This is a genomic window from Pseudotabrizicola algicola (genome assembly GCF_010915705.1).
Lineage (GTDB): Bacteria > Pseudomonadota > Alphaproteobacteria > Rhodobacterales > Rhodobacteraceae > Pseudotabrizicola > Pseudotabrizicola algicola.
Genome location: NZ_JAAIKE010000003.1, coordinates 667,176 through 687,645, shown reverse-complemented (window position 1 = coordinate 687,645; position 20,470 = coordinate 667,176). Strand labels below are relative to the sequence as shown.

The 20,470-nt window shown below is 65.2% G+C and carries 22 protein-coding genes, 1 other RNA gene and 1 pseudogene; 13 read left to right on the top strand and 11 right to left on the bottom strand.

What is annotated here, in order from left to right:
• Positions 1 to 2: 2 nt before the first annotated feature.
• From G3572_RS13000 to G3572_RS12970, 7 genes and pseudogenes are all read left to right on the top strand, one after another.
• Entirely contained in the window at positions 3 to 1,463 is a 1,461-nt protein-coding gene (locus tag G3572_RS13000; protein ID WP_164612470.1) for a TadA family conjugal transfer-associated ATPase, read from the top strand.
• Positions 1,464 to 1,475: 12 nt separating this feature from the next.
• Positions 1,476 to 2,444, top strand: coding sequence for a type II secretion system F family protein (locus G3572_RS12995; protein WP_164612468.1), 969 nt, complete (start codon positions 1,476 to 1,478; stop codon positions 2,442 to 2,444).
• Between the two features lie 8 nt (positions 2,445 to 2,452).
• Entirely contained in the window at positions 2,453 to 3,430 is a 978-nt protein-coding gene (locus tag G3572_RS12990; RefSeq protein WP_164612466.1) for a type II secretion system F family protein, read from the top strand.
• Positions 3,420 to 4,019: a tetratricopeptide repeat protein gene (locus G3572_RS12985; RefSeq protein WP_354004028.1), complete on the top strand. Its 600-nt coding sequence runs from the start codon at positions 3,420 to 3,422 to the stop codon at positions 4,017 to 4,019. The genes G3572_RS12990 and G3572_RS12985 overlap by 11 nt, the downstream gene beginning before the upstream one ends.
• Before the next feature lie 38 nt (positions 4,020 to 4,057).
• Positions 4,058 to 4,903: a tetratricopeptide repeat protein gene (locus G3572_RS12980; protein ID WP_164612464.1), complete on the top strand. Its 846-nt coding sequence runs from the start codon at positions 4,058 to 4,060 to the stop codon at positions 4,901 to 4,903.
• Positions 4,904 to 4,942: 39 nt separating this feature from the next.
• Positions 4,943 to 5,434 (top strand): annotated as a pseudogene (locus G3572_RS12975) (prepilin peptidase); the annotation flags it as partial.
• A 73-nt stretch (positions 5,435 to 5,507) separates the two neighbouring features.
• Complete coding sequence (locus G3572_RS12970; RefSeq protein WP_435530978.1) at positions 5,508 to 6,821, top strand: DUF8689 domain-containing protein; 1,314 nt, start codon at positions 5,508 to 5,510, stop codon at positions 6,819 to 6,821.
• A gap of 55 nt (positions 6,822 to 6,876) precedes the next feature.
• Here the strand turns inward: G3572_RS12970 and G3572_RS12965 are convergent, their stop codons facing one another.
• Entirely contained in the window at positions 6,877 to 7,428 is a 552-nt protein-coding gene (locus G3572_RS12965; RefSeq protein WP_164612460.1) for a 5-formyltetrahydrofolate cyclo-ligase, read from the bottom strand.
• Positions 7,425 to 8,795, bottom strand: a complete 1,371-nt coding sequence (gene mgtE / locus G3572_RS12960; RefSeq protein ID WP_164612458.1) for a magnesium transporter — start codon at positions 8,793 to 8,795, stop codon at positions 7,425 to 7,427. The genes G3572_RS12965 and mgtE overlap by 4 nt, the downstream gene beginning before the upstream one ends.
• A gap of 121 nt (positions 8,796 to 8,916) precedes the next feature.
• Here mgtE and guaD point away from each other — a divergent pair, with 121 nt between their 5' ends.
• Entirely contained in the window at positions 8,917 to 10,218 is a 1,302-nt protein-coding gene (guaD, locus tag G3572_RS12955) for a guanine deaminase (RefSeq protein ID WP_164612456.1), read from the top strand.
• A 6-nt stretch (positions 10,219 to 10,224) separates the two neighbouring features.
• Here the strand turns inward: guaD and G3572_RS12950 are convergent, their stop codons facing one another.
• The 4 genes from G3572_RS12950 to G3572_RS12935 form a co-directional block, all read right to left on the bottom strand.
• Positions 10,225 to 10,554: a ribonuclease E inhibitor RraB gene (locus G3572_RS12950; RefSeq protein ID WP_164612454.1), complete on the bottom strand. Its 330-nt coding sequence runs from the start codon at positions 10,552 to 10,554 to the stop codon at positions 10,225 to 10,227.
• Between the two features lies 1 nt (position 10,555).
• The gene (locus G3572_RS12945) at positions 10,556 to 11,896 is read right to left on the bottom strand and encodes an 8-oxoguanine deaminase (protein WP_164612452.1); all 1,341 of its coding nucleotides are present in this window, start codon (positions 11,894 to 11,896) and stop codon (positions 10,556 to 10,558) included.
• 177 nt (positions 11,897 to 12,073) lie between these two features.
• A complete protein-coding gene (locus G3572_RS12940; protein WP_164612450.1) occupies positions 12,074 to 12,874 on the bottom strand; it encodes an inositol monophosphatase family protein in 801 nt (266 codons plus the stop codon).
• Positions 12,875 to 13,079: 205 nt separating this feature from the next.
• Positions 13,080 to 13,448: a helix-turn-helix domain-containing protein gene (locus G3572_RS12935; protein WP_164612448.1), complete on the bottom strand. Its 369-nt coding sequence runs from the start codon at positions 13,446 to 13,448 to the stop codon at positions 13,080 to 13,082.
• A 335-nt stretch (positions 13,449 to 13,783) separates the two neighbouring features.
• Between G3572_RS12935 and G3572_RS12930 the strand changes: the two genes are divergently transcribed.
• Both G3572_RS12930 and G3572_RS12925 read left to right on the top strand, forming a co-directional pair.
• On the top strand, positions 13,784 to 14,746 hold the full coding sequence (locus G3572_RS12930) for an NADPH:quinone oxidoreductase family protein (protein WP_164612445.1): 963 nt from the start codon (positions 13,784 to 13,786) through the stop codon (positions 14,744 to 14,746).
• Positions 14,747 to 14,832: 86 nt separating this feature from the next.
• Positions 14,833 to 15,306, top strand: a complete 474-nt coding sequence (locus tag G3572_RS12925) for a cupin domain-containing protein (RefSeq protein WP_164612443.1) — start codon at positions 14,833 to 14,835, stop codon at positions 15,304 to 15,306.
• Positions 15,307 to 15,330: 24 nt separating this feature from the next.
• On the opposite strand, the gene G3572_RS12920 is transcribed toward G3572_RS12925, so the two are convergent.
• Positions 15,331 to 16,206 (bottom strand): LysR family transcriptional regulator, encoded by an 876-nt coding sequence (locus tag G3572_RS12920; RefSeq protein WP_164612575.1) that lies wholly within the window; start codon positions 16,204 to 16,206, stop codon positions 15,331 to 15,333.
• A gap of 126 nt (positions 16,207 to 16,332) precedes the next feature.
• Here G3572_RS12920 and G3572_RS12915 point away from each other — a divergent pair, with 126 nt between their 5' ends.
• The 3 genes from G3572_RS12915 to G3572_RS22115 all read left to right on the top strand — a co-directional run bounded on the left by G3572_RS12915 (position 16,333) and on the right by G3572_RS22115 (position 18,034).
• Complete coding sequence (locus G3572_RS12915) at positions 16,333 to 16,575, top strand: DUF1127 domain-containing protein (RefSeq protein WP_164612441.1); 243 nt, start codon at positions 16,333 to 16,335, stop codon at positions 16,573 to 16,575.
• Between the two features lie 160 nt (positions 16,576 to 16,735).
• Positions 16,736 to 17,458, top strand: coding sequence for a Bax inhibitor-1/YccA family protein (locus G3572_RS12910; protein ID WP_164612439.1), 723 nt, complete (start codon positions 16,736 to 16,738; stop codon positions 17,456 to 17,458).
• Between the two features lie 285 nt (positions 17,459 to 17,743).
• On the top strand, positions 17,744 to 18,034 hold the full coding sequence (locus G3572_RS22115) for a cupin domain-containing protein (RefSeq protein ID WP_240335520.1): 291 nt from the start codon (positions 17,744 to 17,746) through the stop codon (positions 18,032 to 18,034).
• A gap of 75 nt (positions 18,035 to 18,109) precedes the next feature.
• Here G3572_RS22115 and rpmG read toward each other — a convergent pair whose 3' ends face one another.
• The 4 genes from rpmG to G3572_RS22110 form a co-directional block, all read right to left on the bottom strand.
• Positions 18,110 to 18,277, bottom strand: a complete 168-nt coding sequence (rpmG, locus tag G3572_RS12900) for a 50S ribosomal protein L33 (protein ID WP_100197186.1) — start codon at positions 18,275 to 18,277, stop codon at positions 18,110 to 18,112.
• A 292-nt stretch (positions 18,278 to 18,569) separates the two neighbouring features.
• An RNA gene (rnpB, locus tag G3572_RS12895) (RNase P RNA component class A) lies at positions 18,570 to 19,013 on the bottom strand.
• 12 nt (positions 19,014 to 19,025) lie between these two features.
• Entirely contained in the window at positions 19,026 to 19,667 is a 642-nt protein-coding gene (locus G3572_RS12890; protein ID WP_354004027.1) for an N-acetylmuramoyl-L-alanine amidase, read from the bottom strand.
• Positions 19,668 to 19,714: 47 nt separating this feature from the next.
• Complete coding sequence (locus G3572_RS22110; RefSeq protein ID WP_240335519.1) at positions 19,715 to 20,464, bottom strand: hypothetical protein; 750 nt, start codon at positions 20,462 to 20,464, stop codon at positions 19,715 to 19,717.
• Positions 20,465 to 20,470 lie beyond the last annotated feature (6 nt).

Here is a 20,470-nt window from a genome sequence, read left to right as displayed (position 1 = left end):
CGATGTTTTCGCGATTCAAGAAACCCGAAGCAGGCCCGGCAGCGTCCGGGCTGAAACCCGTTACCTCATCCGGTCCGGTGGCCCCTCTCGCGGCGGCAGCGCCGAAGCCGGTGGCGGTGACAAGCCGCCCCAACCCCACCACCCCGCTGCCGAAATCCCCCGCCGAGGCAATGGCGGCGGACAAGGAGAAGAAGCGCAAGGACAAGCTGATGGAGCTCAAGGTCGAGCTTCACAAGCGCCTGCTCGACAACCTCAATCTTGCCGCGCTGGAAAAGGCCTCCGAAGCCAGCCTGAAACAGGAAATCGCCTCGATCACCGCCGAAGCGCTCGACGAGATGAGCGTGGCGCTGAACGCGCAAGACCGCCAGATCCTGCATCAGGAACTCTATGACGAAGTCATGGGCCTCGGCCCGCTCGAAGCCTTGCTGAAAGATGACACCGTCAACGACATTCTGGTGAACGGCCCCAAGCGCATCTTTGTCGAACGCGCGGGCAAGCTGACGCTGACCGACATCACCTTCAAGGATGAACGCCACCTCTTGCGCATCATCGACAAGATCGTGTCCGCCGTGGGCCGCCGCGTCGATGAATCCAACCCCTATTGCGACGCCCGCCTTGCCGACGGCTCGCGCTTCAACTGCATGGTGCCCCCCGTCGCCGTCGACGGCTCGCTGGTGTCGATCCGGAAATTCAAGAAGGAAAAGCTCGGCATCTCCGATCTGGTCCGCTTCGGCGCCTTCACCGAGGAAATGGCCGCCTATCTTCAGGCCGCCGTCGCCACCCGCCTCAACGTCATCGTCTCGGGCGGCACGGGTTCGGGGAAAACCACCACGCTCAACGCGCTGTCCTCGTTCATCGACAATTCCGAACGCATCCTGACCATCGAAGACACCGCCGAACTCCAGCTGCAGCAGGTCCATGTGGGCCGCATGGAAAGCCGCCCGCCCAACGTCGAAGGCAAGGGCGCGGTCACCCAGCGCGACTGCCTGCGCAACGCGCTGCGGATGCGCCCCGACCGCATCATCGTCGGCGAAACCCGCGGCGAGGAAGTGATCGACATGCTGCAGGCCATGAACACCGGCCATGACGGGTCGATGACCACCATCCACGCCAACTCGGCCCGCGATGGCATCAGCCGTCTGGAAAACATGATCGCCATGTCGGGCATCGAAATGCCCATCAAGGCCATGCGCAGCCAGATCTCCTCGGCTGTGAACCTGATCGTGCAGGCCAGCCGCCTGCAGGACGGCTCGCGCCGGATGACCTCGATCACCGAAATCACCGGCATGGAAGGCGAGGTGATCTCGATGCAGGAAATCTTCCGCTACGAACGCCTTGGCACCGAACCGAACGGCAAGATCATCGGGCGTTTCAACGCCACCGGCATCCGTTCGGCCTATTCCGACCGCTTCCGCCAGTGGGGCTATGACCTGCCGGCATCCATCTACGAGCCGATTGTCTAAGGGGGCACTCTCATGGAAATCTCAGCCGCACCGCTGATCTACATCATGATCTTCGTCGCGGTCGTGGTGCTGGTCGAAGGCCTCTACCTGACCGTTTTCGGCAAATCCATCAGCATGGACAGCCGCATCAGCCGCCGCCTCGCGCTGATGCAGAAGAACGGCAACCGCGAACAGGTGCTGGAACAACTCCGCAAGGAGATGAGCCAGCACATGGCCTCCCGCGGCATCCCGCTGTATTCCCTGCTCGCCGACAAGGCGCAAAAGGGCAACATCGCCTTCTCTCCCCGCCAGCTTGTCGGGATCATGGCGCTCGTTTCCGCCTTCGCTTTCGTCGGGCTGACGGTCGGCACCGGCGTCGACACTCCGGTGCGCATCGCCATCGCCCTCGTGATGGGTGTGGGCGGCGTCTATTTCTGGGTCAACAAGAAGGCCAAGAAACGCGTCAGCCTGATGGAGGACCAGCTGGCCGAAGCGGTGGAACTGATGGTGCGCTCGCTGCGCGTCGGCCACCCCTTCGCCTCGGCCATCGGCATCGTGGCGAAAGAGGTTCCCGATCCGCTCGGCACCGAATTCGGCCTGATCGCGGACGAAGCCGCCTATGGCCGCAACGTGGCCGACAGCCTCAAGGCCTTTGCCGAACGCATGGACAACCAGGATCTGCGCTTTCTCGCGGTCGCGGTGGCGATCCAGCAGCAGTCGGGCGGCAACCTTGCCGAAATTCTCGAAGGTCTGGGCAAGGTGGTGCGCGCCCGCTACAAGCTGTTCCGCCGCGTCAAGGCCATCACCGCCGAGGCGAAATGGTCCGGGATGTTCCTGTCGGCCTTCCCGCTGGGCGCGCTTGTCGCCATCAACGTGATCGACCCGCTTTACTATGACGAGGTCAAGGACACGCCCATGTTCGTGCCCGCCGGTATCTTCGTCGGTGTGATGCTGACCATCAACATCATCTACATGAAAATCATGACGACGATCAAAGTCTGAGGCAGGCCATGCAATTCCTTGACCAATTCAACACGATGCTGACCGATCTGCTCGGCCCGATGGGGCCGCTGCTGGCGCTTGGCTTTGTCGGGATCGTCCTGATCGCCGCCGCCCTGCCCTCGATGCTGAAAAAGCAGAAGGACCCGCTGGAAGGCATCCGCGCCCTGCGCACCGGCAAGGTGGACACGGTTGAAAGGCTGCGCCGTGGTGGTCCGTCCAAGGCCGACAAGCTGGAACGCTTCGCCAACTATCTCGAACCCAAAAGCGCCGAAGAGCTTTCGGCCACCAAGCTCAAACTCCTGCGCGCGGGCTACCGTGGCAAGGGCGCGGTGCGCATGTTCCACTTCTCGCAATTCGCGCTCGGCTTGGGCATTCTGGTGCTGGGTCTGCTCTATGCCATGCTCAAGGCCACCCAGACCGAGATGACGACGCAGACGATGATCATGTATACCATCCTGCCCGCCGCCATCGGCTATTACGCCCCGGTCTACTGGGTCACGCGCCGCATCGGCGAACGCCAGCAGCAGATCACCGAAGGCTTTCCCGACGCGCTGGACATGATGCTGGTCTGCGTCGAGGCGGGTCAATCGCTCGACCAGTCCATCATCCGCGTCGGCAACGAGGCCCGCAACGGCTATCCCGCCTTGGCCGAGGAGTTTGAAACCGTGGCGCAAGAGGTCAAGGCCGGCAAGGAACGCGTGACCGTTCTGCGCGACCTGTCCGAACGGGTCGGCCTGCCCGACATCACCTCCTTTGTGACCACGCTGATCCAGTCCGCCAGCTTCGGCACCTCGATCGCCGATGCGCTGCGCGTCTATTCCGCCGAAATGCGTGACAAACGCATCATGCGCGCCGAAGAAAAGGCCAACACCATTCCCACCAAGCTGACTTTGGGAACAATGCTCTTCACCCTGCCGCCGCTTCTGGTTATCCTGATCGGGCCCTCGCTGGCGAAGTTCGCCAGCGGCATGGGGGGTGGAGGCTGAGATACCGATTTTCCGTTTTCAAACCGGCCTGCTTCCGGTCCTGACACTCTGTCTCGCCGCCTGTAACAGCACGGGCGGCGGCGGGCTTTTCGGTGCCACCTCCGGCCCGCGCGAAACCCCCTTCGGCGTCAACCCGCGCGAACAATCCGTCGACGGCCTCATCGTCGGCCACCGCCTGATGGCCGCCGCCGAATATGATCTGGCGCTCAAGGCCTATCTGCGCGCGGCGGGCGAACAGGGCTTTACCGTCGACGTGCTCTCGGCCCTCGGCTCGGCCAACTTGCACCTTGGCCGCCTGAACCAGTCGGAAAAGCTGCTGCGCGATGCGGTCAAGGAAGACCCCAATTTCGTCCCCGCCCTCAACAACCTCGGCGTCGTGCTGATGGAGCGTGCCAATTACGGCGAGGCGCGCATCTTCTTCCAGCGCGCCTTTGCCGCCGATAGTGGCCAAACGGACATGATCCGCGAAAACCTGATGCGCGCCATCGCAAAAAGTCAGGATGCCGTGTATGCTGAGCCCGAGGAAACATCACGGTTCACCCTCGTGCGGCGCGGTTACAGTACATACGAGTTGCTGTCCGAACTGTAACGCGGGCCAAGGGCCGGAGCAGTCAAAGAGGACGCATAATGCGCCGACCGATCGTTGCGGCACTGTGCCTTTCCGGCGCTGTCGCCCTGAGTGCCTGTCAGAAATCCCCCGATGCCGAAGTCCAACGCGCGTTGAAAGACGTGAACGTCATCGATGAGTCGAACCTGTCCGACATCATGCTCACCGTCGGCGATCCAGAAGAAGCCGTCGCCTACTTCCAGCGCACCGCCGAGCAGAATCCCGACCGCATCGACCTGCGGCGCGGCCTTGCCAAATCGCTCGTGCGGGCCAACCGCCCCACCGAGGCGGCTGCGGTCTGGCGCTCGGTTGTCGCGCATCCGCAGGTCACCAACGAAGACCGCGTCTCGCTAGCCGATGCGCTGATCCGCGCCAATGAATGGACAGCGGCCGAGGCCGAACTCAACAAGGTGCCGCCGACGCACGAAACCTTCGAACGCTACCGGCTCGAGGCGATGATCGCCGACAGCAAGAAAAACTGGAAGAAGGCCGACAGCTTCTACGAAATCGCGGCAGGGCTGACGACCAAGCCCTCGGGCGTGCTCAACAACTGGGGCTTTTCCAAGCTGACGCGCGGCGATGCCGCCGGAGCCGAGCGGTTGTTCGTGCAGGCGCTCACCTTTGACCCGACAATGTTCACCACCAAGAACAATCTGGTTCTGGCGCGCGGCGCGCAGCGCAAATACGAACTGCCCGTCGTCAAGATGAGCCAGTCCGAAAAGGCCGAACTGCTCTACACGATGGCGCTCACCGCGATCAAGCAGGGCGACGTCAACACCGGCAAGCAACTCTTGCGCGAAGCGGTCGACACCCATCCGCAGCACTTCGAAACCGCCGCCCGCGCGCTGGCCGCACTCGAGGCCTGAGGCATGGAATTTCCGACCCTTGCCCCGCTGACCCCCGGCGCAGCCACGGCCTTTCTGCCCTTTGCCCTGTTCATCGGCGGCTGGGTGGCATGGTCAGACATGAAGCTGATGAAGATCCCCAACAAGACCATGATCGCCCTTCTGGCGGTCTGGCTGGTGGTGGGTCTGGCCGCCGTGTTCCTGACCGGCCTGCCCCTCCACTCCTGGCTCTGGGGCTGGGCCTTTGCCGCCATCACGCTGGTGGTGGGCTTCGTGGCCAATGCCCTGCGCCTTGTCGGCGGCGGCGATGCAAAATTCGCCACCGCGATGGCCCCCTTCTTCGTCGGGGCCGACTGGCGCACTGTGTTTGTCATCGCCGCCTCCTGCCTGATCGGGGCCTTCATCGCCCATCGCATCGCGCGTTCCATCGGCGCGATCCGCCGCGCCACGCCCGATTGGGTCAGCTGGACCAGCAACGACTTTCCGATGGGTCTGGCCCTTGCCGGAACACTGATTTTCCATCTTTTGCTCACAATTTCGGGCGCATTCTAGGGCAGGCTTCCGGCCAAAGGGGGGTGACCCAAGCACCGCCCCTTCCCGCCCTTAACCCCGAGTGTGCCTTTCCATGAACATGCCGATCACCCCCAGCGTGACTGCCCCGCCAACGCCCAAGACGCTGGCCGACACCGGCCTGTCTCTGGTGATGATGCGGGATATCCTGCTCAAGACGCTGTTCCGCATGAACATGGACCTTGTGTCCGACATCAGCCGCGTGGTCGCGCTCTCGCCGCAGCTTACGCAGGAACTCATCGACATCGCCCGCTCGCAAAAGCTGATCGAGGCGACCGGCACCCTGCACGCCACTTCGGGCAATGAAATGGGCTACCAGCTGACAGACAGTGGCAAGGCCCGCGCGCTCGATGCGCTGTCGCAGTCGGAATATTACGGCGCCATGCCGGTGCCGCTGGCCTCTTACGCCGAACAGATGAAGCGCCAGTCGGTGCGCAACATCCGCCTGACCCGCGAACAGCTGGTCGGCGCGATGGGCCATCTGATCCTGCCGCCCGACCTTCTGGGCAACCTTGGCCCCGCCATCACCTCGGGCCGCTCCGTCCTGCTGTATGGCCCCCCCGGCAACGGCAAATCCTCGATCTCGAACGGCATCCGCGCCGCGATGGGCGACAAGATCTATATCCCCCGCGCCATCGAATATTCGGGACAGGTCATCACCGTCTATGACCCCATCGTGCATTCCTCCGCCGAGGAATCCTTTGACGATCCCAATTCGCTGCGCCGCACCTCGGGCCGCTTCGACACCCGCTATGTCTATTGCGAACGCCCCACCGTGATTACGGGGGGCGAGCTTACGCTCGACATGCTCGACCTCAAATACAACCCCGTCGCGCGCACCTATCAGGCCCCGCTGCAACTCAAGGCCTCGGGTGGCATCTTCATCGTCGACGACCTTGGCCGCCAGACCGAACCGCCGCAGAAACTGGTCAACCGCTGGATCGTGCCCTTGGAAGAGGCGCGCGACATCCTCTCGCTGCAATCGGGCGAAAAGTTCACCGTGCCGTTCGATACGCTGGTGATCTTCTCCACCAACTTCCACCCGAACGAGATCTTCGACGGCGCGGCCCTGCGGCGTATCTTCTTCAAGATCAAGGTCGATGGCCCCAATCAGGAGATGTTCCTGAAAATCTTCGCGATGGTCGCCCGCAAGAAGAAGATGCCGCTGGACGAGGCGAGCCTGATCTACATGCTCAAGACCAAATACCCGACCATCCAGAACAACTTCGCCAACTACCAGCCTACCTTCCTGATCGACCAGATGATCGCCATCTGCGAGTTCGAGGGCATCCCCTACCAGATGCGCCCCGATCTGATCGACCGCGCTTGGGGCAACATGTTCGTGCGCGAAGAAAAAATCGCCAAGTAAACGATTTCTTGCGAAAGATCCAAAGCTCTGCCCCATAGGGCGCAGGGCCGCCAGATCAGAACCGCCGCACCTCGCGCTCGGTCACGATCATATCCAGCCGCTGGTCGGTGGCATCGATCGGCACCACCTCCACCTCCTGCGCGGCAAAGGCAAAACCGATGGCAAGCACCGGTCCCCGCGCCCGCAGACCCTCCAGCGTGCGGTCATAAAACCCGCCGCCATAGCCCAGCCGATAGCCGCGCGCGTCAAAGGCCAGAAGCGGCACGATCAGCACCGCCGGCTCCACCCAAGCGACCTCGGCCGGTATCTGCGCGCCAAAGGCCCCCGTCTCCAGCGCGCATCCCGGCGTCCACTCGCGGAACCGCAAGGGCTGCGCCGCACCGATGATCACCGGAACCCCCACCGGCCCCTGATGCGCCGCCATCGCGGGCAGCGGGTCGATCTCGGTCCGCATCGGCATATAGCCCGCCAGCACCCGCCCCCGCTCTGCCGCCAGCACATCCGCCAGCAACTCCGCCGCCTGCCCCTGCCCTGCCGCGAATGCCGCCTTGCGCGCGGCAAAGGCCGCCTGACGCGTCGCCGCCTTCCGCTCTGCCTCCCCGCTCACAACAGCACCAGCGTGGCAAGGCCAAGGAAGGCAAAGAACCCCATCACATCGGTCAGCGTCGTCACGAAGGTGCCCGACGCCAAGGCCGGGTCCAGCCCCATCCGGTTCAGCGACAAGGGCACCAGCACCCCGCCCAGCGCCGCCACCACCTGATTGACCATCATCGCCGAAGACAAGACCACCCCCAGCCGCCAGTCGCCGAACAGCAGCGTCCCTGCCAGACCCAGCACAAGCGCAAGCCCCAGCCCGTTCAGCAGCCCCGCTCCCAGTTCGCGCCAGACCACCCGCCGCGCGTTCGACGCGGTCAGATCGCGCGTCGCCAGCGCCCGCACCGCCACGGCAAGCGATTGCGTCCCCGCGATCCCCCCCGTCGATGCCACAATCGGCATCAGCGCGGCCAGAACCACAATCGCCTCGATCGTTGCCTCGAAGCGCGAGATCACCACCGCCGACAACGAGGCCGTCACCAGATTGACCATCAGCCAAGGGAGGCGCCGCCGCGCGGTCTCCGCCGCCGTATCGAGCACGCTCGATTCGTCATCCACCCCGGCCAGACGCAGCATGTCTTCCTGATGCTCCTCATCCAGCACGTTCATCGCGTCATCAATCGTGATCACGCCCACCAGCCGCCCGTGCTCATCCACCACGGCACAGGAAATCAGGTGATACTGGTTGAACAGATAGGCCACATCCGCCTCGGGGTCCGTGGCGGTGATGGTGCGGAAACTCTCCTCCACAATCGCCTTCAGCGCCACATCCCGCCGCGACGACAGCAGCCGCCCCAAGGTGACATAAGACACGGGCCGCATCCGCGGATCGACCAGAATCACATGGTAGAACTGGTCCGGCAGCCATTCCGCCGCGCGCAGATGGTCAATCATCTCGCCCACGGTCCAATGTTCCGGCGCGGTCACCACCTCGCGCTGCATCAGGCGTCCGGCGGAATACTCCGGATAGGCCAGCGCCTGCTCCACCGCCAGACGGTCCGCGCTGTCCAGCGTCGAAAGAATGGCCTCCTGCGCCGGCTCCTCCAGGTCCTCGAGGATATCGACCACATCATCGGTATCCAGTTCCCGCATCGCCTCGGCAACCACGCCGGGCGGCAGCGCCTCGATCACCTCTTCGCGGATGGCGTCCGAGATTTCCGACAGGATGTCACCGTCGATCTCGCCCGACCACATCGCCAGAAGCTGCCGCCGTTCCTCGGCGCTGATCTGCTCCAGAAGGTCGGCCACGTCGGCGGCGTGCATCGGCTCCAGCAGCCGTGTCAACTCTGCCGTATCTCCGGCTTCCACGGCCTGCAAAATGACCGCAACCTGCCTTGGGTCCAGACCTTCCTTCGCTTCGAAGCGCGTCGTATTTGCCATGCCAGATCCTTCCTGATTACCCCAACACTAGCGAAAGCTGTTTCCAGCAAACAGGGGGCATCCGCCAAATTTACCCAAAGCGCAAAAGACGATAGGCTGGCCAGATCACAAGGGGACAACGATGACACATCTTTCGCCGGGCACCGATCTGCTCTTGGGCCAAGTGCTGCACTTCACCGCCGATCCGTTCACGGCGGGCCTCGGCGCCGCCCGTCTCGACGAGGCGCTGGTCATCGAAAACGGCCATATCGTCGCGGTCGGCTCCGCCGAAGCCCTGCGCCGCCAGCACCCCCGCGCCCGCGTCACCGATTACGGCAGCGCGCTCATCAGCGCGGGCTTTGTCGATGCCCATGTGCATTACCCGCAAACCGCCATCATCGCCTCATGGGGCAAGCGGCTGATCGACTGGCTGAACAGCTACACCTTCCCCGAGGAAATGCGCTTTTCGAACCTTTCCTATGCGCAAGACGTGGCAAATCGCTATTTCGACCTGACAGTTTCGAACGGAACCACCTCTGTCTGCTCCTACTGCACCATCCACCCCGAAAGCGTCGACGCCTTCTTCACAGCCGCCGCCACGCGCAACCAGCGCGTCTGGGCCGGCAAGACCTGCATGGACCGCAACGCGCCCGAGGGCCTGCGCGACACCGCGCAATCGGCCTATGACGACTCCGCGCGCCTCCTTGCCAAATGGCACGCACAGGGCCGCGCCTCCTACGTCATCACGCCGCGCTTTTCCCCCACCTCCAGCGAAGAGCAACTCGCCGCGATGGGCGCGCTCTGGGCCGAACACCCGGATTGCCTGATGCAGACCCACCTCAGCGAACAGACCGACGAAATCGCTTGGGTCAAAACCCTGTTCCCCACCGCGCGCGACTACCTCGACACCTACGAACGCCACGGCCTTCTGGGCAAAGGGGCGCTCCTCGGCCACGCCATCTGGCTGGAAGAGCGTGAAAGATCCCGCATCCTCGAAACGGATGCCGGCCTGATCCATTGCCCGACCTCGAACACCTTCATCGGCTCTGGCCTGTTTGACATGGGCGGGCTCAAGGCCGCAGGCCACCGCATCGGCCTTGCCACCGACACCGGCGGCGGCTCGTCCTTTTCCATGCTGCGCACGATGGCCGCCGCCTATGAGGTGGCACAGCTCAAGGGCCGCGCCCTGCACCCCTCCGAACTCTGGTGGCTCGCCACCGCAGGCTCGGCCCGCGCCCTGCACGCAGACCACCAGATCGGCAATATCGCGGCGGGGATGGAGGCCGACCTCGTGGTGGTCGACCTCGCCTCGACGCCCGCCATCGCACAGGCCACCCGCCGCGCCGAAGATATCTGGCAGGCGCTGTTCCCCACCATCATGATGGGCGATGACCGCGCCATCCGCGCGACCTATGTCGCGGGGGCGCTGGTCCACGGCGGCTAGAGGCCCTCAGTCAAAGCCGAATTCCCAGCCATCGGGCAGGAAATCATAGGCCACGCCGATCTCGCTCACCTTGCGCTCTTCCTCCCAGATCACCTCGGGGGAAATGCGCAAGGCGGATTTGGTGGTGACGATCAGGGTGTCACCCTCCCGGTCGCGCTCGGTGGCAAAGCCCTTGGCCTGCAAGGCTTTCTCGCAGGCCTTCCAGTTCGCCTCGTCGCTCTCGGCCAAAAGGTAGAACTCCACCACCGACACCTGCGGCAAGGTGGCCCCGCCCTTCCTCATCTCGTCGAAACTGTCAAAGGTCTCGCGCCGCTGCGCTTCGAAATCATGTGCCATGTCAGCCCCTCAGCTTGCGCGCCAGAGCGTTCTGGCGCTCGACGACCCGGCCCACGTCTATCGTAACCACCTCGCCCGCCGCAACCACCCGCCGCCCTTCGACAAACAGATCGCGCACGCGCCCCGGCCCGCACAGAACCAGCGCCGCCACCGGGTCCCACGCTCCCGCCGCCGCGACCCCCGAAACGTCCCAGATCGCCACATCCGCCCGTTTGCCCGGCGCAAGCTGGCCGCAATCGCCGCGCCCCAGCACCTCGGCCCCGCCCAGCGTCGCGATCTCCAGCGCCTCGCGCGCGCTCATCGCATCGGCCCCCCGCGCGACGCGCTGCAGCAACAGCGCCTGCCGCGCCTCGCCCACCAGATTGCCCGCATCATTGCTGGCCGACCCGTCCACGCCCAGACCCACCGGCACCCCCGCATCCCGCATCGCCCGCACCGGCGCAATGCCCGACCCGAGGCGGCAGTTGGAACAGGGGCAATGCGCCACGCCCGTGCGCGTGCGCGCGAACAGATCGATCTCCCCCGCATCCAGCTTCACGCAATGCGCATGCCACACATCCGGCCCCGTCCAGCCCAGATCTTCCGCATATTGCCCCGGCCGCACCCCGAATTTCGCCAGCGAATAGGCGATATCCTCCGCGTTCTCCGCCAGATGGGTGTGCAGCATCACCCCCTTGTCCCGCGCCAGCAGCGCCGCCTCGCGCATCAGGTCGCGGCTCACCGAAAACGGCGAGCAGGGCGCCAGCCCCACGCGGCACATGCTGCCCTCGCGCGGGTCGTGGAAGGCATCCACCACACGGATCATATCCTCCAGAATCGCCGCTTCCCGCTCCACCAGCGCATCCGGCGGCAATCCGCCCTCCGACTCGCCGATGCTCATCGCCCCGCGCGTGGGGTGAAAGCGCAAGCCCACCTCCGCCGCCGCCGCAATGGTATCCTCCAGCCGCGCCCCACCCGGATACAGATACAGATGGTCCGACGACAGGCTGCATCCGGTCAGCGCCAGCTCCGCCAGGCCCACCTGCGCCGAGATGAACATCTCCTCCGGCCCGAACCGCGCCCAGATCGGATACAGCGTCTTGAGCCAGCCGAACAGCAGCGCATCCTGCCCCCCCGGCACCGCCCGCGTCAGCGTCTGGTAAAGGTGGTGATGCGTGTTCACCAACCCCGGCGTCACCACGCAGCCGCGCGCCAGCACCACCTCGGCCTCCGGCGTCTCCAGCCCGGCGCCCACGGCGGCCACCACGCCGCCGCGCAACAGCACATCGGCCCCGGCCAGCTCGCGCCGCCCGGCATCCATCGTCACCACGACATCGGCTTGCTTTATCAGAATGTCACGCAAAACAGGTCCCTCCGCCCCTTCGGTGGAACCTGAGGCGGGCCGACAGAAGGGGAAAGGACTCGGTCACCACGCCCGAAGCCTACCAAGGCCACAAGGCCCCCGGCAAGCCACATTCATCTGTTCGAAAATATCCTCGGGGGGTGAGGCCGCAGGCCGAGGGGGGCAGACAGCCCCCCTTCACCCGTTCAGCAGCGCCAGCGCCTCGGCATGGATCGCGGCATTGGCCGCCGCCAGCACCTGCCCGCCCTGATGGCACGGCCCCCCCTGCCAATTCGTCACCACGCCGCCCGCTGCCTCGATCACCGCGATCGGCGCCTGCACGTCATAGGCCTGAAGCCCCGCCTCGATCACCAGATCCACCTGCCCCGCCGCCAGAAGCGCGTAGCCATAGCAATCCATCCCGTAGCGCACCAGCCGCACGCTATCCGCAACCCGCCGGAACGCCGCATGCTCCGCCGCCGTGCCCACCTCGGGAAAGGTCGACAGCAGGATCGCCTCGGCCAAGGGTCGCGCGGCGCGGCAGGCCAGCGGAAACTCTCCCGATGGCCCCACCACCCGCGCGGTGCCGAAGCCGCCCTCGAACCGCTCGCGGATGAAGGGCTGGTCGATCAGCCCGTAGATCGGCCCGCCCGCATCGGCGACCGAGATCAGAACGCCCCAGGTCGGGGTGCCCGACAGATAGCCGCGCGTGCCGTCGATCGGGTCCAGCACCCATGTCAGCCCCGTCGTGCCCGCCTTGGCCCCGTATTCCTCGCCCAGAATGCCATCTGCGGGGCGGCGCTCGGCCAGAATCGCCCGCATCCGCTCCTCGGCCAGCCGGTCGGCCACGGTGACAGGGTCGAACCGCGCCGCTTCCTTGCTGTCGGCCGACAATCCGGCCTTGCGGAAATGCAAAAGCGTCGCCTCGCGCGCAGCCTCGGCCAGCGCATGGGCGGTTGCGATCAGATCACGCTGCACGTCAAGGCTCATACCGGCCATACTGTCCCCCTGCTGTTGCGGGGCAGTCCGCCCGGCACAGGGCTGCGCTAGCGCCGCCCAATGCCGGGGTCAAGTCTCGTATCGCCTGCCGCTTATCCTGCGGCTTGTCAGGGCGATCTTCCGGCGCGGTCTTCCGGCGCGGTCTTCCGGCACTGCGGCCGCGCGCGCAGGCGGCAGGCGGGACAGCCCGCCCGCCCAAGGGACGTCAGGCCGCGGCCTCGCTCAGCACGCGGGCCAGATCGAACAGGCGGCGGCGCTGCGCCTCGGGAATGGCGTAGTAAGACCGCACCAGCTCCAGCGCTTCCTTGTCGGCAAAGAAATCTCCCGCCGGCGGGGCGACAGCCTCTGCGCCCTCTCCGGAAAGCCCCTCGAAGAAGAAGGCAATCTGCACTCCCAGCGTTTCCGCGATGTCCCACAGCCGCGACGCGCTCACACGGTTCATGCCGGTTTCATACTTCTGGATCTGCTGGAACTTGATCCCGACCTTATCCGCAAGCTGCTGCTGCGTCATGCCCACCATCCAACGACGGTGGCGAATACGTTTCCCAACATGGGCGTCCACTGGGTGTTTCATCAAAACTCTCCGACCTCTTTAAGTCCCTGATCTATGACAAGCAACTTTCGTGCCAAAGCAGCCCTGTGACACCCGTTGGCAAGATTTTTACACAATACGCCAAGACTGACCTGATTTATGCATGCCGAATTACACAACTGACCACCATCCGTCTCACCTTACCTACGGAAGAATAGGTTACCACATTATTCCCGCAATGCGTGTTTTGTAAAATGCTTTGCATTTTGCAACATATCCGCAAAACGCAACGTCCGCATGGCCCCGCGTGCAGCCTCTGGCACCCCTGCCGCGCCCGGATTACGCTGGCGCAAATCACCCCGCCCCGAGGAGATGCAATGCGCGCCTGGAAGATCGATTCCCTGACCACTCCCGCGCGCCTTTGCGATCTGCCCCGCCCCGTCCCCGCGCAGGGTCAGGCGCTGCTGCGCATCCATGCCTGCGCGCTCAACTTCGCCGATCTCCTGATGGCCGAGGGCAAGTATCAATCCAGACCGCCGCTGCCCTTCACACCGGGACTGGAACTCGCGGGTGAGGTGGTGGCCCTCGGGCCGGACACCTCCGGCCCCGCTCCCGGCACCCGCGTTGCCTGCTATGCGGGACATGGCGGGCTGGCCGAATACGGCACCTTCGCCGTCGACAGGCTGGTGCCGCTGCCCCCATCCATGCCCTATGACCATGCCGCCGCCTTCCTGATCGCCTATGGCACCTCGCATCTGGCGCTCTGGCACAAGGCCCGGCTGCAAGAGGGCGAGACGCTCCTCGTCACCGGCGCCGCAGGCGGGGTCGGCCTGACCGCGGTCGAGGTGGGAAAGCGCATGGGCGCGCGCGTCATCGCCACCGCGCGCGGGGCCGACAAGCTTGCCGTCGCCAAGGCGGCAGGGGCCGATATCGTGATCGACAGCGAAAGCCCCGATCTCAAGGACCAGCTCAAGGCCCTCGGCGGCCTGGACGTGACCTATGATGCGGTCGGCGGCGCGGGCTTTGACGCCGCCCTGCGCGCCACCAAGCCCGATGGCCGCATCCTCTGTATCGGCTTTGCGGGCGGCGAGGTGCCAAAACCCGCCGCCAACATCCTCCTCGTCAAGAACATCTCGGTCATCGGCTTCTGGTGGGGCGCCTATATGGACTTCGCCCCGCATCTGGTCACCCAAAGCCTCGCCACCCTCATAGGCTGGTATGCAAACGGCGGCCTGCACCCCCACATCTCGCACCACCTGCCGCTCGAAGCGCTGCCCGAGGGCCTCGCCCTCCTGCGCGAGCGCAAGGCGACGGGCAAGGTGGTGGTGCAGATCGGGTAAGGGAACAGAGTTGCTGCGAGCCCGAAGCAGACGTTGTTGACAGCTTCATCACAAGCTACGCTTGGCCGGTAACGACGGAGAACAGCTTGCCCAAGATCGAGAACCGCGTCTGGACAGAACACCCGGGTGGCCCAAATCCGCTGTCGGGGCAGGACGACGGTCCATCAGCGGTGATTCCCCTTGGCGACCAGGTGGGCCTTCAGCAGTTTGGCGTCCATCTTGAACGATTGCCGCCTCGCTCACGGTCATCCCATCGACACTGGCACGAAACGGAAGACGAGTTTGTCTACATACTCTCCGGCGAACTTGTCTTGATCGAGGAGACCGAGACAATCCTGCGCACGGGCGATGCGGCGGGCTGGCGGGCAGGGTCGGCGATTGCCCACTGCCTCGAGAACAGATCATCGGCCGATGCGGTGATGCTGGTGATGGGCAGCCGTGCCGTGTCGGGAGCAGTCCATTATCCCGACCATGACGTGATCATGTATCACGACCCGTCGGGCCGCCGCTTTACGCGGCTGGATGGAACGCCGATCGAGGACGGGCGCCCGTCTGAATGACCGCTTCGCGCGCAAGTCAGCGCCTCACCCCGCCGCCCGCACCGCGCCGCGCGCCTGATAGGCGCGCTGGATCATTGCCGCCATCTCCAGCACCGCAGGGCTGTGCGCGGGGTCCGCGACATAGAGGTTCACCTTCATCCGCTGCAACTCCGGCAAGGCCCCGCCGTGGCTGATCCGCTCCACATAGGGCGGCTCTGACCCCGCCAGCACCGTATGCACGGCAAGGTCCGCACTCACACTCGCCTCGATCGTGCGGGTGCTGTCGCTTTCCACCGCCATCTGCCAGGCGATCCCCGCGCGGTCCAAGGCCGCCTGCACCCCCTGCCGGAAGATGCAGTTATGCTCATAGGCCAGCTTCAGCGGCCGCGACTTCCACGCCACGCCCCCCGGCGCGCCCACCCAGACCAGCGGCAATTCCGCCAGCGTCACCCCGCCCGGATCGACCGCATCCTCCGTGGTCAGGATGATGTCACACTCCCCCCGCCCGAACTGCGCCTTGAGCACCCGTGTGAAGGACGAGATCAGCGAGACCTTCATCCGCGGGAAACTGCGGGCAAAATGCTGGAGCACCTGCGGAATCACCGGATAGACGATGTCATGCGGCACCCCCAGCACCACCTCGCCCTCATGCGGATCGCGCGTCAGCCGCCCCATCACCTCGTCGTTCAGGGCCAGCATCCGCCGCGCATAGCCCAAAAGCTGCTCCCCCGCCGCCGTCAGCGCCACCTGCCGGCCCGAGCGGTCCAGCACCTCGACCCCCAGCATGTCTTCCAGCCGCTTGATCTGCATCGACACCGCCGATTGCGTCAGGTTCAGGAAACCCGAGGCGCGGGTCACCCCGCCCGCATCGGCCACCGCCACGAAAGACCGCAGGGCGGTCAGGTCCAGATTGCGCGCCACATCACGTTCCTTGATATGAGACTTCAAAACCATTCACTTTCCTAATGTCGCCGATTCGGCTATCTCAGGCAAGTGCCCAAGGTGCTTCCGCGCCGGCACCGCCGTTGAACCCTGAAAGGAAAGACCATGTTTGCCTCGCTCCACACCGCCACGCTCGCCACCCGGCGCGTGCAGTCGGCTGGACGCGCTCCGCGCCTGCTGACGCTCCTGCGCACGGCCCTCGCCGCGCGGCGCCAGCGCCACTTCCTCGCCCGCCTCGATGACCGCACGCTGGCCGATATCGGCCTCACCCGCCCTCAGGCCCTTGCCGAAGCCGACCGCCCCCTGTGGGACATCCCCGCCAACTGGACGGGCCGCAGCCTCGGCTGATCCGCCGCCCGCGCCAAAACACCGCGCCGAAAGGCGGCTTTTTCCGCGACGGGACCGACCGGAAATCCTTGAAATCAGCGGCATGCTTCCCGATATTAGCCCCATAAATCCTGCGCGGACGAACCGCGCGGGGCACGGGGTAACTATCGGAGGCTTTCACATGGCTGACTATACAACGATCCGTACAGCCGGCGCAGGTGTACGCGCCGCCCAGATCGACGAGGGCCTTCGCGCCCATATGAACAAGGTTTACGGGCTGATGTCCGTCGGCATGGTGCTGACGGGGGGCGTCGCCTGGGCCGTCGGCACCAATGAGACGATGCTCGCCGCCATCTTCGGCACCCCGCTGAAATGGGTGGTGATGTTCGCGCCGCTCATCATGGTCTTCGCCTTCAGCGCCATGATCAACCGCCTCTCGGCCGCCGCCGCGCAGCTGTTCTTCTACACCTTCGCCGCACTGATGGGCCTGTCGATCAGCTTCATCTTCGCCGTCTACACGGGCGTGTCGATCGCGCAGACCTTCTTCGCCACGGCCATCGCCTTCGCCAGCCTCTCGCTCTACGGCTACACCACCAAGCGCGACCTGTCGGGCATGGGTACCTTCCTGATGATGGGTCTGATCGGCCTGATCGTGGCGTCGATCGTCAACATCTTCATGGCCTCCTCGGCGCTGCAGTTCGCGATCTCGGTCATCGGCATCCTGATCTTTGCCGGCCTCACCGCCTATGACACGCAAAGCATCAAGAACGAGTATATCGAGCATGCTGCCGCGATGGATCAGGAATGGCTGGGCAAGTCGGCCATCATGGGGGCGCTGCGCCTCTACCTCGACTTCATCAACATGTTCATGTTCCTGCTGCAGTTCATGGGCAACCGCGAATAAACACGCACGCCTCGCGTGATTGACGACAGGGCCGCCTTCGGGCGGCCCTTTTGTTTCGGCCCGCGTTCCGGCATCCTGCCCGAAAAGGGAAGAAAGCAATGCCCCATTTCCCCCTGTCCGAAGCGCTGAGCGAAACCTCCGATGGAACAGGCAACCCCTGCGGTCCCTATCGCGCGCTGCTTCTGTCAGACACCGGCGGCCTGACCCAGTTCGGCGCCTTCATCGAAATCCTGCCCCCCCGGCTCGGCCTCCTCGCTCAGGCACTGGCACGCGCAAGAGGACGAGATGATCTACATGCTGGAAGGCGAGGTCACGCTGCTCGAGGGCGAGACAACCGCCACCCTGCGGCCGGGTGACACCGCCACCTTCAAGGCCGGCACGCCCGCAGGCCACTGCCTGCAAAACCACGGCACGGCCGAGGCGCGCTATCTGGTGATCGGCACCCGCGCACCTGCGGATGTGATCACCTACCCCGATCACGACCGCATCGCCCACGTCATCCGCAAGCCGGAGTCGCGGCGCTATACCACCATCGAGGGGGAACCCGCGACGACACCCTACCGCACAGAAACCTGACCCTGCACAGGGCCGCGCAACGCAAATGCAAAAGGCCGCCCAAGGGCGGCCTTCAGACAGAAAGGAAGCAGGATCTTACTTGATCTTGCCTTCCTTGTATTCCACATGCTCCCGCTTCACGGGATCGTATTTGCGGACCGTCATCTTCTCGGTCATGGTCCGGGCATTCTTCTTGGTCACATAGAAGTGCCCGGTGCCAGCCGTCGAGTTCAGACGGATCTTGATCGTCGCCGGTTTGGCCATAGTCGTCTCTCCTGCATCGAGGCAACACCGTTGCCCCGCGAAATCCTTGAAGCCCGCCTTTTACCCGTGCCCCGGTCAGAGTCAACAGCCAAACGCCGCGCAACCTGATCTAATTGAGCGCGCAAAGCGCGCAAGCTTTTTTTCTCGCCTCTGCGGCTGCGCCGCAACCGGCTCGGCCGTAGCCTCCGGCGGGGATATTTAAGAACAGATGATGCCGCATTCATCTGTTCTTAAATATCCTGGGGGTGAGGCGAAGCCGAGGGGGCAAAGCCCCCTGACATCGGTTCCGAAAATGCGCGGACGGCCTGTAAGCCGGATTCTGTCCAAGGCCCCGGTCTTGCGACCGGCACCTCTGGATGACCATTCCTCTGCCACATCTGTTGCCAGATGCAGTCAAGCTGCCAACCCGGGCCTCTGGGCTGAAGCGTCCCTGTGGAGGTCTCTGCTCTTGCCTTGCGGCGGGCGCAGACCTTTCCACACGAGGCCCCTATTCGGCATTGCTCCGGGTGGGGCTTGCCGTGCCGGTCCTGTTGCCAGTCCCGCGGTGGGCTTTTACCCCACCGTTTCACCTGTTCCCCGCCGAGCCGAAGGCGAACCTTCTCTCACATCGGGGAAGTCTGTTCTCTGTGGCGCTTTCCCTGGGGTTGCCCCCGCCGGGGGTTACCCGGCACCCTTGCTTCATGGAGTCCGGACTTTCCTCGAAGGCTTGCGCCCCCGCGGTCATCCAGCCATCCGCGCGAGAGGGGGCTTACGCCGCTGCGGAGGGGCCGTCAACGCCAAAGCGCAGCGCGAGGTTGGCCGCCATCGCCGTCTCCACCGCCGTCAGCGGTCCGCTGGCACCGGGGCGGAAGCGCAGGCGGAAGGCGCGCAGCAGAATCTCCGACGGATGGTCGGGATAGCCGAAGCGGCGGGCAGAGGCGACAAAGTCGGGGGCCGACACATCTCCGCTCAGGTCGGGCGCGGTCTCGGGCCAGACCGACAGCCCCTGCCGTGCCAGCCCCTGCCAGTCAAAGCGCGGGCCGGGGTCGGATTTGCGCGCAGGGGCCATGTCGGAGTGGCCGATCACCCGATGCGGCGGGATCGACCAGCGCGCCATGATGTCCGCCAGCAGCCCTTCCAGCGCGCGCATCTGGGGCGCGGCAAAGGGTTCGGCGCCGCGGTTGTCGAGTTCGATGCCGATGGAGTGGCTGTTCACATCGCCCAGCCCCGCCCATGCGCCCGCCCCGGCGTGCCAGGCGCGGTGGGCCTCGTCCACCAGCGCCTCCGCCTCGCCGTGGCGCGAGATCAGCCAATGGGCAGAGACCTCGGCCTGCGGATCACACAGCCGCGCGCGCGCGGCAGCGCAGCTTTCCATCGCCGTATAATGGATCACGACCAGCGACGGCAGCACCCCACCCCGCCGTTCGCCGAAATTCGGCGAGGGCAGGCCGCCCCCCGTCACCGCAGCCGGTAGGGGCTCGGGTCCCAGGCGCAGGCATAGCCATCGCCATCCGGGTCCAGCCCCAGCCGATCCCGCTCCGGCCCGCCCCGCTCGAGGAACGCCTGCTGCGCCAGATCCGGCGAGGCATAGCCCGCGCATTTCGCCGCCGCGTTGTTGCTGCCAAAGCTGGAGCGGCGATACATCTGCGTGCCGCGCGGATGGTTGGTCGCCAGCGCGTAATCGACAATGTTCGGCCCCAGCGCGCCGGGGCGCACCGGCAGCGCGCCGGGCTGGATCACCTGATATTGCGCGCGGTTGCGGTCGATGCGGGCGCGGTCGCTTTCAATCGTCTCGCGGCTGGCCACGGCATCAAAGTCATTCTCGTCCGAGATGCGCGCGCTGCCACCGCCAAGGCTGGCGATCCGCGCCGCCTCCCCCGTTTCCTCGCGGATGCCGGCGGGCGCATTGCCGCGCGGGCGGTCGGCCCCGATAATCGTGCCGGGCGCAGCCCCGATCACAGCGCCCGTCGCAGCAGGCCCGCCCACCGGCGCGATCCCGCCCCGCCCGTCGGCCCGGTCAATCGCCGCGCCGATCTGGTCGGGCGAGAACCCCGGCGTCACAATCGGTTGCGGGCGCCCCGTCGCGGCATCCCGCTCGCGCATGTAGGAATTGTAGTCCTGAAACCCGATCCCTGCCCCGCTGTCCGGCACGGCAGGGGCGCAGGCCACAAGGGTCAGGGGCAAAAGCAACAGCAGGGAAACGCGCATGATCTG